Annotated in this window: 11 protein-coding genes; 10 read left to right on the top strand and 1 reads right to left on the bottom strand. The window is 54.1% G+C overall.

Annotated elements, in window-relative coordinates; genetic code table 11:
• Positions 1–3: 3 nt before the first annotated feature.
• The 10 genes from CX651_RS02745 (at position 4) to panP (ending at position 13,776) form a co-directional block, all read left to right on the top strand.
• Positions 4–1,983: an OmcA/MtrC family decaheme c-type cytochrome gene (locus CX651_RS02745; RefSeq protein WP_101053334.1), complete on the top strand. Its 1,980-nt coding sequence runs from the start codon at positions 4–6 to the stop codon at positions 1,981–1,983.
• A gap of 58 nt (positions 1,984–2,041) precedes the next feature.
• Positions 2,042–3,040, top strand: coding sequence for a DmsE family decaheme c-type cytochrome (locus CX651_RS02740; protein WP_373296799.1), 999 nt, complete (start codon positions 2,042–2,044; stop codon positions 3,038–3,040).
• A 12-nt stretch (positions 3,041–3,052) separates the two neighbouring features.
• Positions 3,053–5,140, top strand: coding sequence for an MtrB/PioB family decaheme-associated outer membrane protein (locus CX651_RS02735; RefSeq protein ID WP_101053330.1), 2,088 nt, complete (start codon positions 3,053–3,055; stop codon positions 5,138–5,140).
• A 188-nt stretch (positions 5,141–5,328) separates the two neighbouring features.
• The gene (locus CX651_RS02730; protein WP_101053328.1) at positions 5,329–6,417 is read left to right on the top strand and encodes a M35 family metallo-endopeptidase; all 1,089 of its coding nucleotides are present in this window, start codon (positions 5,329–5,331) and stop codon (positions 6,415–6,417) included.
• A gap of 200 nt (positions 6,418–6,617) precedes the next feature.
• Positions 6,618–7,196 carry a hypothetical protein gene (locus CX651_RS02725; RefSeq protein ID WP_101053326.1) on the top strand — a complete coding sequence of 193 codons (579 nt, stop codon included), beginning with the start codon at positions 6,618–6,620 and terminating at the stop codon, positions 7,194–7,196.
• A gap of 78 nt (positions 7,197–7,274) precedes the next feature.
• On the top strand, positions 7,275–7,895 hold the full coding sequence (locus CX651_RS02720; RefSeq protein WP_101053324.1) for a uracil-DNA glycosylase family protein: 621 nt from the start codon (positions 7,275–7,277) through the stop codon (positions 7,893–7,895).
• A 216-nt stretch (positions 7,896–8,111) separates the two neighbouring features.
• Positions 8,112–9,260, top strand: a complete 1,149-nt coding sequence (locus CX651_RS02715; RefSeq protein ID WP_101053462.1) for a sugar diacid recognition domain-containing protein — start codon at positions 8,112–8,114, stop codon at positions 9,258–9,260.
• 155 nt (positions 9,261–9,415) lie between these two features.
• Entirely contained in the window at positions 9,416–10,774 is a 1,359-nt protein-coding gene (locus CX651_RS02710) for a GntP family permease (RefSeq protein WP_025886739.1), read from the top strand.
• A gap of 54 nt (positions 10,775–10,828) precedes the next feature.
• On the top strand, positions 10,829–11,989 hold the full coding sequence (locus CX651_RS02705) for a glycerate kinase (RefSeq protein ID WP_101053322.1): 1,161 nt from the start codon (positions 10,829–10,831) through the stop codon (positions 11,987–11,989).
• 140 nt (positions 11,990–12,129) lie between these two features.
• Positions 12,130–13,776: a pyridoxal-dependent aspartate 1-decarboxylase PanP gene (gene panP / locus CX651_RS02700; protein ID WP_101053320.1), complete on the top strand. Its 1,647-nt coding sequence runs from the start codon at positions 12,130–12,132 to the stop codon at positions 13,774–13,776.
• Positions 13,777–14,171: 395 nt separating this feature from the next.
• On the opposite strand, the gene CX651_RS02695 is transcribed toward panP, so the two are convergent.
• Positions 14,172–14,570: a hypothetical protein gene (locus tag CX651_RS02695; protein ID WP_101053318.1), complete on the bottom strand. Its 399-nt coding sequence runs from the start codon at positions 14,568–14,570 to the stop codon at positions 14,172–14,174.
• Positions 14,571–14,683: the final 113 nt, after the last annotated feature.

Below are 14,683 nucleotides of genomic sequence, written 5' to 3'. Positions count from 1 at the left end.
AAGATGATGAACGCACAAAAAACCAGAATCGCACTGCTGCTGGCAGCCAGTGCAGCTACTCTGGCCTTAGGTGGCTGTGGTGGCGATGATGGCAACGATGGTAATCCAGGTAACCCAGGCGGCGAGCCGGCAGGCGAAATCAAAGCACTGCATTTCAGCTTTGAGCAGGCCGTTGTCAAAGACGGTATCCCAACTGTCGAATTTACCGTGACCAACGAAGACGATATGCCGGTAGTTGGCTTGCAGAAGTTCCGCTTCGCCGCCGCTCAGTTGCTGCCGGAAGGCGCAACCGGTGCAGGTAACGCCTCTCAGTGGCAATATTTCGGCAACGAAGACTGCACTGTAAGCAGCAGCTGCGCAGGCACTTTCGTTGACCACAAAAACGGTAGCTACAGCTACACCTTCAGCAAGACACTCAATGAACTGAGTAAAGATAGCATCAGCTTCAACCCTGAGCTGGCTCAGCGGGTATTGCTGCGTGCTTACAACACACCACTGCCTGACGGCACTCTGATCCCCAACAGCAACGCCTTCGTCGACTTCAGTGCCAACTCAGGTGCTGCCGCATACAGCCGCATGCTGGTGAGTACTGATAGCTGTAATACCTGTCACGGTGACTTGGCCGACGTCAAACATAACGGTGGCTATCCTGACGTCAACTATTGTGCCACTTGCCACACTCCTGGTCGGGTTGGTGAAGGAAAAGAGTTCAATGTCCTTATTCACGCCAAGCACAAGGACCTGGGGCTGGATGCGCTTAACAGCTGCCAATCCTGTCACAACGACACCAATGTCGAGCTGACGCCCGATTGGGGCAACTGGTCCAAAGTGCCTACTGCTGCAAGTTGCGGTAGCTGCCACAGCAACATCGACTTTGCTGCAGGCCAAGGCCACAGCCAACAAACCGACAACTCCAACTGTATCGCCTGTCACAACAGCAAGTGGACAGAAGAGCTGCACACAGGTGTAACCGCTGATAAGCGCGCCGTTATCGCTCAGCGCGGTCTGGCCGCAGAGATGACAGGCAATGCCGACAACAGTGCCACTCTGACTGTGACTCTGCTGGATAAAGCCGGTAATGCGCTGGATGCCAACAAGGAGCTGGCCAAGATCAAGCGCCTGGAAACCATCACTAACGTGGGCCCTAACTTCCCTGTCATGGGCTACAACAAAAGCCCTGGAAGCGGTAAAGCCAAGGTTGCCAAAGATCTGGTTAAAGACGGCCAGCTGCAGGACGCCGTGACCCTGGTTGACGGCAAGCTGCAATTTACCGTTCAAGATCTGCCTTTCGGTGCCGGTGATGCCGATACTGCCTTTAGCTTTATCGGTCTGGAAATGTGCAACCAAGGCAGCGAGCTCATCGCCTGTGCCGATGGCGTTGCCACTACCAGTATGAAAGCTCAACTGGCCTTCGCTACCAAGTCGGGTGATGCGCCTAGTCACCGTCATATCGACTCTGTGGACTTTGCCACCTGTGAAGGCTGTCACAGCGACACCTTCGAACTGCACAAAGGCCACCACTCAGGCTTTGTGATGACAGACCAGCTTGCTCGCGAAGTGAATGGCAAGCTCACCGTCGGTGTTGATGGCTGTGTGGCCTGTCATACACCTGATGGGACTTACGCCAGCGGTGCCAACAAAGGCGCCTTGGAGATGAAACTGCACAAGACCCACATTGAAAAGGCTCACGGCCTGATCGGTGGCAACTGTTCAGCCTGTCACAGTAAGCTGAATCTTGATGCCTTCAAGAACAAAGGCGCTCTGGCCACCTCAGCAGGTAAGTACACCACGCCTATCACTGCTACCTGTACTTCTTGTCACACTGTCGGTGGTGACTACATGGTACACACCAAGGAGCAACTGGAAGCCTACGGCGCTGTGGTAGATGGTGATTACACCCCTGCCAACCAGGCTGCGCAGCTGGAAACCTGTTTCTACTGCCACAAACCAACCGCCGCAGATCACACTCAGGTGAAGATGTAATTTGCCCAGGCCGGGGGAGTTACCTCCCCCGTCTTTCAAGGGTTTGGACAAATTAAGGATGCCTAATATGAGAATCAGCAAAAATATACCAACACTGCTAAGCGCCCTGCTGGCGACGGCAGTGTTATCTTTTGGTATCACCCAGGTGGCTCACGCCTCCAAGTGGGACGCCAAAATGAGCCCGGAAGAAGTGGAAGCGACTTTGGATCAGAAGTTTGCCGAAGGCAGCTACTCTTCCAAGGGCGCCGACTCCTGTCTGATGTGCCACAAGAAGTCAGAGAAGGTCATGGACCTGTTCAAAGGGGTTCACGGTGCCATCGACTCCAGCAAGAGTCCTATGGCCGGACTACAATGCGAAGCCTGTCACGGCCCTATGGGCAAACACAACCGTGGCGGTAACGAACCCATGATTACCTTCGGTAAGGGTTCAACCCTGGCAGCCGACAAGCAGAACAGTGTCTGTCTCTCCTGTCACCAGGATGACAAGCGTATGTCCTGGAACGGTGGTCACCACGACAACGCCGATGTTGCCTGTGCCTCTTGCCACAGCGTGCATACCGCCAAGGATCCTGTGCTCTCCAAGAACACTGAAATGGAAGTCTGTACCAGCTGTCACACCAAGCAAAAGGCTGATATGAACAAGCGTTCCAGCCACCCGCTGAAGTGGGCACAGATGGTGTGCAGCGACTGTCACAACCCTCACGGCAGCACCACAGATGCCGATCTGAACAAGGCGTCAGTCAATGACACTTGTTACAGCTGCCATGCGGAGAAGCGCGGCCCAAAACTCTGGGAGCATGCACCCGTCACTGAGAATTGTGTCACTTGCCACAATCCCCACGGCAGTGTTAACGATGGCATGCTGAAGACCCGAGCGCCGCAACTATGTCAACAGTGTCACGCCAGCGACGGCCACGCCAGCCGTGCCTATCTGGGTAACACAGGCATGGGTTCTCAGGTCAACGACAACGCCTTTACCGGTGGTCGCAGCTGCCTGAACTGTCACAGCCAGATCCATGGTTCCAACCATCCATCCGGCAAGTTGTTCCAACGCTAAGGAGGCGGGAAGATGAAATTCAAACTTAATTTGATCACCCTGGCTCTGCTGGCTCCTGCCAGCCTGGCGATGGCCGCTGACGGTTATGACTTGGCCAACGCCAATACCGAAAAGGTGAAGTTTTCGGCCTGGAGCTGTAAGGGTTGCGTCAGTGAAACCGGTGTATCCGGCACTATTGGCGCCGGGGTCGGCTATAACGACTCTGACGATATCCGTTCTGCCAACGCCTTTGCCGCCGAAGATGACTTTGCCGGCAAGGTGGACGCAGACCTGAGCTATCGCGGTGAAAACGGCTATCGAGCCAGTATCGAAGCCGATAATCTGGGTATGGAAAACGGCCGGGTCGATATCAATGCCGGTAAACTCGGGCAGTACAACATCAACCTGAACTACCGTCAGATCCACACCTATAAGACAGACTCAGCCATGAGCCCTTATCTGGGAGCCGGCAGCGGCAACCTGACACTGCCGGCTAACTGGCAGACAGCCGGTGGCAGCAGCGAGATGCCCATGCTGTATGACAGCCTGAGCCCACTTGAGCTGTCGCTCAAGCGCAAGCGCGCGGGCCTGGGCCTTGAATATCAGGGTGAAGAGCTGTGGAGCACCTATGTCACCTATATGCGCGAAGAAAAAACCGGCCTGAAAACTGCGTCCGGCAGCTTCTTCAACCAGTCAATGATGCTGGCCGAACCTGTGGACTACACCACAGATACGGTTGAGGCCGGGATCAAACTCAAGGGTGACAACTGGTTTACCGCACTCAACTACAATGGTTCATTCTTCAAGAATGACATCCAGACCTTGAGATTCGATAACGCCTTCAACCCAACCTTTGGTGCCCAAAGGGCGGGCTATATGAGCCTGGATCCGGATAACGAGTCTCACACAGTGACCTTGAGCGGCCAATTTGCCCAGAAAGGCGCCGTGGTCAGCGGCCGTTTGTTTGCCGGACAGATGACCCAGGATGAGGCCTTTATCACCTCGGGTTACGGCTATCAATTGCCGCAGGAATCCCTGGACGGTAAAGTCGATATCCTCGGGATGAACCTCAAGGCGGTCAAACGCGCCACCCGCAATCTGCGGATAAGCGGCAGTTATGATTACTACGACAGGGACAACCAGACCCAGATCCAGGAATGGACTCAGATCAGTATCAATAACGTCAGTGGTCGTGTGGCCTACAACACCCCTTATGACAACACCAGTCACAAGGCCAAGTTGGCCATGGATTACCGGATTGCCAACGGCATGAAGTTGGACGCAGGTTATGACTACCGTCGTGATGAACGCAGCTATCAGGACAGGGAAATCACCGACGAGAACAGCGTTTGGGCCCGTTTCAGTCTCAACAGCTTTGAACACTGGAATATGTGGATCAAGGGCAGCTATGGCAAGCGCGATGGCTCAGAGTACGAAACATCTGAGTGGACCTCTTCCGAGTCCAACAAGTTGCTGCGCAAGTACAATCTGGCCGACCGCAAGCGCACTCAGGTTGAGGCCAGGGTGACCCACAGCCCTATCGACACCCTGACCCTGGATTTCGGTGCCCGCTATGCGCTGGATGACTACAACAACACGGTTATCGGTTTGACTGAATCCAAAGACCTCAGCTATGACGCCAGCATCAGCTATTTGCTGACAGACGATCTCAGCCTGAGTGCCTTCTACAACCATCAGACCATAGACTCAGATCAGGCCGGCAGCAGCAACTTCAGCACTGTCACCTGGACAGGAACCGTGGAAGACAAGGTAGATGTCATAGGGGCCGGTTTGGCCTACGACAACCTGCTGGAGAAGAAACTGCGTCTGGGGCTGGATTACACCTACTCTGACTCGGATTCCAGCACTCAGGTACGCCAAGGCATCACAGGCGACTATGGCGATTACTATGCCAAAGTGCACAACGTTAACCTCTATGCCCAGTATCAGGCTACTGAGAAAATGGCGCTGCGTCTTGACTACAAGATGGAGAAATACGAGGACAACGACGCAGGTAACGATATCGCCCCGGATGGTATCTGGAACCTGGTCAGCTTTGGTGACAACAGCCATGACTACACGGCTCACCTGATCATGTTGAGCGTCAACTACCGTCTGTAATTCTCGCTCTTAGCTCCCAAAAGCCCGCTTTTCGCGGGCTTTTTTATCTCTTCCCACCCTCCCCCCAAACCAACAAGCATTCGGTAAAATTCCTCTTGCCAGCGGCCCTTTTTGCAGCTTACACTGCGAAACGTTACATCTTTGCAACAATTATAACAATTAAGATTATATGACCTGAGGACAAAGGCATGAGAATCACTCATACACTACAAGGAATAGCCTTGCTCGCGGCCCTTTCCAGTACCAGCGTGCTGGCCGATGGCATTCGTGCCAGCCTGGAGATGAGCCAGCAGAGCTATAAGGCCAGTGATAACGTGTTGGTCACTGTGACCCTGACCAATGACGCCAACCAGCCGGTAAAACTGCTCAAGTGGTACACAGCCGCTGATGGAGTGGAAGAATCCCTGTTCAAAGTCAATGCCGATGGCCTTGACCGTCACTATCTGGGCGCCCATTTCAAACGCCCGGCTCCCGGCAAACAGGACTATATCAAGCTCAAATCCGGTGAGAGTGTGTCCTATCAGGTAGAGTTGTCCTCACTTTACGACATGAGCAGCAGCGGCAACTACGAGATAAGCTATGATGTCAGTTCGTTGCAACTCTTCTCCCCCAACCCGGGCCAACAAAAGAAGCTGGCCCGCTTAGGGATAGAAGGGATACATTCAGATCCGGTCAGCTTCTATGTGGAAGGCCGTGAATTCAAGTCCGGCGCCAACAAGGGTAAACCCGGCAGTGGCGATGACGGTACGTCACCCGACGGTATCAGCTTTACCGGCCGTTGCAGCAATTCCCAACAGAGCGATATTCTGGCGGGACTGGACGCCGCCCGCGCCATGGCGGCCGACAGCAAACAATACCTCGCGAGCAACAACAACCCCTCAAGCTCAGTGCGTTATGCCACCTGGTTTGGCAGTTACAACAGCAGCCGCTGGAATAGCGTCAGCAGTAACTTCAGTGCCATAGACTCGGCCTTGAACAATCAGCCACTGACCTTCGATTGCAGCTGTAAGAAGAGCTATTACGCCTACGTTTACCCGACTCAACCCTACAAGATCTACATGTGTAACGCCTTCTGGAGCGCACCGGTATCGGGCACCGACTCCAAGGGCGGCACCATAGTCCATGAAATGAGTCACTTCAATGTGGTGGCGGGAACCGATGACATTGTCTACGGCCAAAGTGGCGCCAAATCGCTGGCCCTGAGTAATCCTGCCCAGGCGATTCAAAACGCCGACAGCCACGAATACTTTGCTGAAAACACCCCCTTTCAAAACTAAGGAAGCTATAGCAGATTAGTTTACCTTTCGTGGGCCGGCTCCTCCGGCCCACCTCCCTGTTACCTTGTGAGCTTGGGCGGACGGAACTGCCCCTTTTTTCCTCATAGTCTCAGAGCCATCCCATAACAGCCATCAAGCACTTGCAAGCCTTTCGCCTTTAAGCCAATGTAAGGCGCAACCTTTATGATGAGAATCTATTGATGAAGTTGAAATATCCTTGTGCCTTGGTCGCCCTTTTTCCGCTATCGGCCATGGCTGCACAACCCGAGGGGTTAATGGCCGGGGTGTTTACCATACTGGTGCTGGGTGGTTTTACTCTGGTTAACCTGCTACTGCAGCTGGTTTTTTACTTCAACGGCCAATATAGCCGCCCTAGGTTTGTCCGCAGCCATATCTATTGGACCTTGCCCATTCCGCTCATTACCCTGTTACTTGTCCTCTGGGATCATGCCTCTGTTGCCGATCTCAGTATGAACTTCGGTCTGGTGTTGATAGCCGTGGCACTGGCGTTATTGCCACTACAACTGAAAAACTCGGCCAAAGTCGCCGGGCCTCAGGCCGGTTGGCGCTTGCTGGCAACCTCTGCCTTATTGTTGCTGCTGGCCAATTTCATCTGGCCACTGACTATCCCGGCGATGCTTATCGCCTGGAGTGCTAGCGATTGGCAACAGCGTAAAGAAAACGGCTTTAAGTTCAGCCGGATAGTGTTAATACTGGCGGCGCTGGGGCTGACATTGTATGAAGGCTTTCAGGCCTGGCAACACTTTTTCGGTGCCTGATTTTCGAAGCCTGATTTTCGGAGCCAAGTTTTCGAAGCCTAAGTAGGGTCTGATATCCATCAAAAACCAGGAAATATAATGAAAACTGCCGCTCTGCCCAGTGATTTTCCGCTACTCGATGAGGTGCGAGCCTGCACCCTGTGCCGGGATAAACTGCCATTGCTGCCCAAGCCGATACTGCAGGCCCACCCTGACGCCAGGATTTTAATCGCGGGGCAAGCGCCCGGCAGGATAACCCATGAGCGTGGCGTGCCCTTTGACGATGCCAGCGGCGACCGACTAAGGCAGTGGCTGGGGGTGAGCCGAGAGCAGTTTTATGACCCCAGGCTGTTTGCTGTCATTCCCATGGGATTTTGCTATCCGGGAACAGTTGAAAAACAGGGGCGCAAACAGGGTGATATGCCGCCGCGGCCAGAATGCTCAGCCACCTGGCACCCAAGGCTTTTTGCCGCCCTGCCCAATATTGAGCTGACACTGATCCTCGGCAAATACGCCATGGCCTGGCACCTTAATGGCAGTCCGCTGGCCAAGGCGTCCGTCAGCACCGCCGTGGCAGAAGCTGACTCGCTGTGGCCGACAAAACTGGTGCTGCCTCACCCGAGTCCGCGTAATCGCCTCTGGTTTAAACAGCACCCGGAATTTGAGCAAAACCTGTTACCCAGGCTCAGGCAGAGAGTCGCCGAGTTATTGGCACATTAGGGTCTGTTGACCCTTGAAGATGGTTTTTGCAGCTTTTGTCGTTTTTTATACCAAACAACGACAAATGCTACTCAAAGGGCTCAGCAAGACGCGCTTTACTTTTTGTTGCAAGGTATTTACCTAGGCCCCTAGGCTGCATACCTTGCGTCGCGATTAAAACGCGTCTAGTACGAGCAAAATTCAACCATGAAAGGTCAACAGACCCTAGAGGCTCGCATGTATTTTCTCGACGCCGCGACCGCGCAGCAAATAGTGGATCGCACCATGAACATCATCGACCACAATATCAATGTGATGAACAGTCAAGGGGTGATCCTCGGCTCTGGCGACAAGCAGCGACTCAACAGTGTCCATGAAGGCGCCCTTCTGGCCATAGCCCAAAACCGCACTGTAGTGATAGATGAAGGCAGTCGCCACAGCCTGCACGGCGTCAAACCCGGGATCAACCTGCCGCTGCACTACCACGGCAAGATAATCGGCGTTGTTGGCATTACCGGTAATCCGGCGGAGCTGCTGCACTATGGCGAGTTGTTGAAAATGACCGCCGAAATGATGGTCGAGCAAGCCAACTCCCTCGAGCTGGATCTCTGGCATAAACGCCAGCGGGAAGAGTTTATTCTGCAACTGCTGAAACGTGACAATTATAGCGAAAGCGATTTTTGTGCCTGGGCCGCCCAGCTGCAGATAGATCTGCAAAAACCCAGAGTTGCCGCCGTGATAGAACTCGCCAAAGGCGAAAGCAAGGCCACAGATCTCAAGGAGATCCAGCGCTTACTCGAGTATCCCCAAAGGGACAACCTGGTGGCCATGACCGCCATGGATCAGTTGGTGATCCTCAAACCCGCCTTTCTCGATGGTCGCAGCTGGGATCCGGCGCTTGAGGATCTGCGAATCGAGAAATTGCTTGCCCGTTTGCCGGCCGACACCCAGGGCCGGCTCAAAATCGCGCTGGGGCATTTCTTTCCCGGTGAAGGCGGTATTCGGCGCTCCTATCAAACCGCGCTGGAAACCCTGAGATTGGGAAAGAAACGCGCGCCGGAAAAGACCAAATACCTCTATCAGGATCACGCGCTGGCGGTATTGTTGTCCGGGCTGGTTAATAGCTGGCGCGGTCAGGAACTGGCTGCGCCTTTTCGCAAACTGCAACAGCATGACAAAAAGGGCCTGTTGCTGCGTACACTGAGTGCCTATCTGCAACACTTCGGCGACCAGCAACAATGTGCCAAGGCCCTGTTTATCCATCGTAATACCCTGAGATACCGCCTGGAGCGTATCAGTGAAATCACCGGCATAGAACTGCAAAGCCTGGATGGATTACTGCAACTCTACCTGGGGGAAGTCCTCAGTCGCCTGGAACACAAATAATTGTGCATACGCACAAAAAACTCCCCTCTTTCAGGGGGGAATTCCGTATTTTCCCCTAAAGCCATCACGGCGCGGCAACTGGGATAATAATCGCCAGCCCGCCTTTGCGCCGGCGCCCCAACCCTACACAAATAACGACCCAATAAGGGACACTTATGAGCCTGGTACTAGTACTATTGGCGGTGATCATCTTTATTGTTATCGCCACCTCAACATTTAAACTACACCCCTTTTTGACGCTGTTGCTGGCGTCATTTATCGCCGCCTTCGGATTCGGCCTGCCCGCCGGGGAAATCGCCAAAACCATCAGTGGTGGTTTTGGAGGTATTCTTGGTTATATAGGGCTGGTGATAGTCCTGGGAACTATCATAGGCACAGTGCTGGAAAAGAGCGGCGCGGCCATCACCATGGCCGATGTGGTCATCAAGGTGCTCGGGCAGCGCTTCCCGACTCTGACAATGTCCATCATAGGTTATATCGTTTCCATCCCGGTGTTTTGTGACTCGGGCTTTGTGATCCTCAACAGCCTGAAACAGTCTCTGGCCAATAGAATGCAGGTTTCCAGCGTTGCCATGAGCGTCGCCCTGGCCACCGGCCTCTATGCTACCCACACCTTTGTGCCGCCTACTCCCGGCCCGATTGCCGCCGCCGGTAACCTGCAACTGGAAGCCAGCCTGGGGCTGGTGATTGCCGTCGGCATCCTGGTTTCTGCCGTTGCCGCCTTCGCAGGTTTGCTCTGGGCCAACCGCTTTATGAACACTGAGCCGGATGGCGAAGGCGCCGAAGAGCTCAAGGCTTCTGCCGAAGAATTTGAAACACTCAAGGCTGCTTATGGCAAGCTGCCAAGCCCCTTGGCGGCGTTCTCACCTATTTTTGTTCCTATTTTGCTGATCTGCCTTGGTTCTATCGCCGCCTTCCCTTCCAAGCCCATGGGTGAAGGCATGCTGTTCAGCCTGTTCCATTTCCTCGGCCAACCGCTCAACGCCTTGATGATAGGCCTGGGGCTGTCACTCTTGCTGCTCAAGGGCGACAACAAGGTCAAAGAGTTTTCCGATCGTATCTCACAGGGCCTGGCTGTTGCCGCCCCCATACTGCTGATTACCGGGGCCGGCGGCGCTTTTGGCGCTGTGATCAAAGCCACGCCTATCGGTGACTTTATCGGCACTTCACTGTCAGCTCTGGGTATAGGTATCTTTATGCCCTTCCTGGTGGCGGCGGCACTGAAGTCGGCTCAAGGCTCCTCCACTGTGGCGCTGGTAGCCACTTCGGCTCTGGTAGCCCCCATGTTGGGAGATATCGGCCTTGGCAGCGAAATGGGCCGGGTGCTGACCGTCATGGCCATAGGCGCCGGTGCCATGACAGTGTCCCACGCCAACGACAGCTTCTTCTGGGTGGTTACTCAGTTCAGCCGTATGAGCGTAGCCCAGGCCTATCGGGCTCAGACCATGGCGACCCTAATTCAGGGGATCACCGCCATCATCTTCGTCTGGCTGCTTAGCCTGGTTCTGCTCTAAACTCTTCCCTTGCTGCTGCCGGTTTCACCGGCAGCCCGTTGTACAGGAAATCAGATGAAAATAGTGATAGCACCGGATTCCTTCAAGGAAAGCCTGAGCGCCCTCGAAGTTGCCAATGAAATTGAAGCAGGCTTTAAACACAGGCTGCCGGATGCCGAGTACCTCAAAGTGCCGGTGGCCGACGGCGGCGAAGGCACAGTGCAATCTATGGTCGATGCGACCAATGGTCACCTGGTCGAGCTTGAAGTCTGTGGCCCACTCGGACAACCAGTGAAGGCCCATTACGGCATTCTGGGTACAGAAGGCACTCATGGCGCCAGAACTGCAGTTATCGAAATGGCGGCCGCCTCCGGGCTGCATCATGTCAGCCCGGCGCTTCGCAATCCAAGGCTCACCACCAGTTACGGCACCGGCGAGCTGATTGTCGATGCCATGGAACGTGGTATTCGCCACTTCATCATCGGCCTTGGCGGCAGTGCCACCAATGATGGCGGCGCCGGTATGGCCAAGGCGCTGGGCGCCAAACTATTGGATAGTGCCGGGCTGGAGATAGGCCCGGGCGGCGCGGCGCTCGTGGCCCTGGCAACACTGGACTGCAGCCAACTGCATCCGGCGCTCACTGACTGCCATTTTGAAGTGGCCTGTGATGTGGACAACCCTTTATGTGGCGAGCGCGGCGCTTCGGCGGTATTCGGGCCGCAAAAGGGAGCCACAGAGGAAATGGTCGCCGAGCTTGACGCCGCCCTCGGCCACTTTGCAGATATTCTGGTTCAGAGCGGCTTTGAAGATAAGCGCCTGCAAAGTGGCGCCGGCGCCGCCGGTGGCATGGGGCTTGGGGTAATGGCATTTCTGGGCGCCAAGCTGCGCCCCGGTATCGACATAGTCATGCAGGCCGTGGGGCTTGATGCCAAACTCGAAGGCGCCGCACTGGTTATCACCGGCGAAGGACGTATAGATGGACAAACCATCTATGGCAAGACGCCCATGGGAGTTTTGCGCCTGGCAAAGGCACGCAACATTCCCGTGATTGGTATTGCCGGCTGTTTGGGAGCGGGCTCAGAGCTGGTGTTGGAGCAGGGAATGAGCGCCATTTTTGATATCATTCCCTCAGCCTGCGACTTGCCCAAGGCGCTGGCCGAAGCCAGAACCAATCTGCAGCGCACCTCAAGCAATATCGCCGCTCTGCTGGCTCTGCAACTGAATAACGCCAATTGATTTTTCGCGGGCCAACCTCTGTGGCCCGCCGCTTTTTCGTTTCAGTTTCAACTTGTCTGACCGTAATCCTTGCAGTAAAGTGAGCTGCCATTTCAAGACCTGTGCAGACACAGGCAGATACAGTGTGAGACCAAAGCCCAATGACCGCCAGCAAGCAACGCCAGGCCACCGCCTCAGAAAACTCTCTGATGCGTATCTTTACCGTGCCCGAAGCACCGGAATCGACCCTGAGCCGCATAGAGCAGGCATTGTCTCAAGATCTCGCCGGTTTCCTGACCCAGAATATCGCCGCGCTGGAAAAGCCCCTGAGTGAAATCGAAAAAGATTTCCAGGCCTTTGAAATCCCGCGTCAACCCAGATTTGTTTCTGACTACACAGAAGAGATGATGCAGAATTTGGTGGCGCATTCAGTACACACCGCCGCCCCCAGCTTTATCGGCCATATGACATCGGCACTGCCCTACTTCGTGTTGCCCTTGTCGAAAATGATGGTGGGCCTGAATCAGAATCTGGTCAAAATCGAAACCTCCAAGGCCTTCACTCCCTTGGAGCGGCAGGTGCTGGGAATGATGCATCACCTCATTTATGGCGAAACCACCGACTTCTACCACCAGTGGATGCACAGCGCCAATCATGCTCTGGGAGCCTTCTGCTCCGGTGGCACTGTAGCCAATATCACCGCCCTATGGATTGCCCGTAACCAACTGCTCAAGGCTGACGATGAATTTCGCGGTATCAACCGCGAAGGCTTAGGCGCGGCGCTCTGCCATTACGGTTGGAAGGGCCTGGCGATACTGGTGTCCGAGCGCGGCCATTACTCCCTGGGCAAAGCCGCCGATCTGTTGGGCATTGGCCGGGATAACATAGTTTCAATCGCGACCGATGCCAACAATAAGGTCGATGTCGACGCCATGCGCGAGGCGGCCACCAAGCTGGCCAGGCAGGGCATCCGAGTCATGGCGATAGTCGGCGTCGCCGGCACCACAGAAACCGGTAACATAGACCCTCTGCCTGAGCTGGCCGAGTTGGCAACCGAGCTCAATTGCCACTTTCATGTTGATGCCGCCTGGGGCGGAGCCAGCTTGTTATCCAGCAAATATCGCCATCTGCTCAAAGGGATAGAAATGGCAGACTCAGTGACCATAGATGCCCATAAACAGATGTATGTTCCTATGGGTGCCGGTATGGTGCTGTTCAAACAGCCTGAACTGGCCCGGGCAATTGTGCATCATGCCGAATATATTTTGCGTAAAGGTTCCAAGGATTTGGGCAGCCAGACTCTGGAAGGTTCCCGTCCAGGAATGGCCATGCTGGTGCATGCCTGCATGCAGATAATCGGCAAGGAAGGCTATGAAATACTAATCAATAATTCGCTTGAAAAGGCCCGCTTCTTTGCCGGCTTGATTGAGCAACACAGCGAATTTGAACTGGTGAGTCCGCCCGAGTTGTGTCTGCTCACCTACCGTTGGTGCCCCTCTTGGGCACAAACCGCTCTGAACCGGCAATTGGCACAGGGCAATCTTGAAAAGGTCAAAGAGATCAATGGCATTCTTGATGACCTCACTCGTGCCATTCAGAAAAAACAACGTGAACAAGGCAAGTCTTTTGTGTCCCGCACCCGGATCCAACCCGCCCGATATCACAGAGAAACCGTGACTGTATTCCGGGTGGTGCTGGCCAACCCGCTGACCACAGACACCATACTGGCAGATGTATTAAACGAACAAACTGAGCTGGCAGCTTCTGAAACCGGGCTACTACAGGTGCTAAAGCAAGCCTGCTGCTAAAAAGGGGCGAACAAGTTTCATCTGTGCTCTGCGGCGTGACTTACAAACCCGTAAGCCACGCCCTTGGCAACCCACTATCGTATCTGTGGCATTCAAGGGCGCATCTGCGGCAAATCCTTAATCTCTATCTTGCCGCTCTGGGTTGACTTGAAAACTGCCGCTTAAATGAACACAGGCAATAAACTCTTTACTCTTCTAAAAATAAACATGTTTACTGCAAGTGCACTCATCTAAGGAAGGTGTGAACAAGTCCCATGTGTGCTGTGGGTCGGCTTACGGGCCTGGATGCAAGGCGTGGTTCGCAGCAAATGGCCCTAGTCCTTTGCAAGAAACTCAACATAGCAGACAGGTCTGTAAGCCACACCTGGATTGCCCACTGCTTATATTTCACCTTCTCATGCCACGGGCTTTCTCAGGCTCCACTCTATCAACTTGGCTCTGACCAAACGTTGCGAAAACTGCTGCGGATCAAGAACCCAGTTAGTAGCGATTTCCCGAACATTCGCACCATCCGGATAACATCCCCCTGTAGACAAACCATTAATATAACAACGTTTAGCGGCTTGTACCTCTGCCTCAGTGGGTTCACCCGCCGAGATGTAGCTTTGGTCATATTCATAGAGCCCGTCATGATACACAGCATATTTTCTTGTTACCTGACCGTTTTCCGCCATAAACCAAAAATTGTATATACCTCCTTGATGGTCACCGAAGCCATAAGTTTTTCCAAATCTCTGGCTTAACCTGGCAGCGAATTCTGAAAGATTGCGTAGGCATTCATCCAGCATTTCCATACTGTCCCTGAGGCCATATTGCCGGAACGGCAAGCCCCAACCACCAAGGTAGATAAGTGGTAGTGTTCATAAATCTGTGTCATTTGAGTAATATACACCCAAAAGGATATTCA

Origin of the sequence: Shewanella chilikensis (assembly GCF_002836945.1) — a bacterium.
In the GTDB taxonomy this organism is placed as follows: Bacteria; Pseudomonadota; Gammaproteobacteria; order Enterobacterales; family Shewanellaceae; genus Shewanella; species Shewanella chilikensis.
The sequence above is the reverse complement of the archived record's forward strand: the minus strand, read 5'-3'. Positions and strand labels throughout refer to the sequence as shown.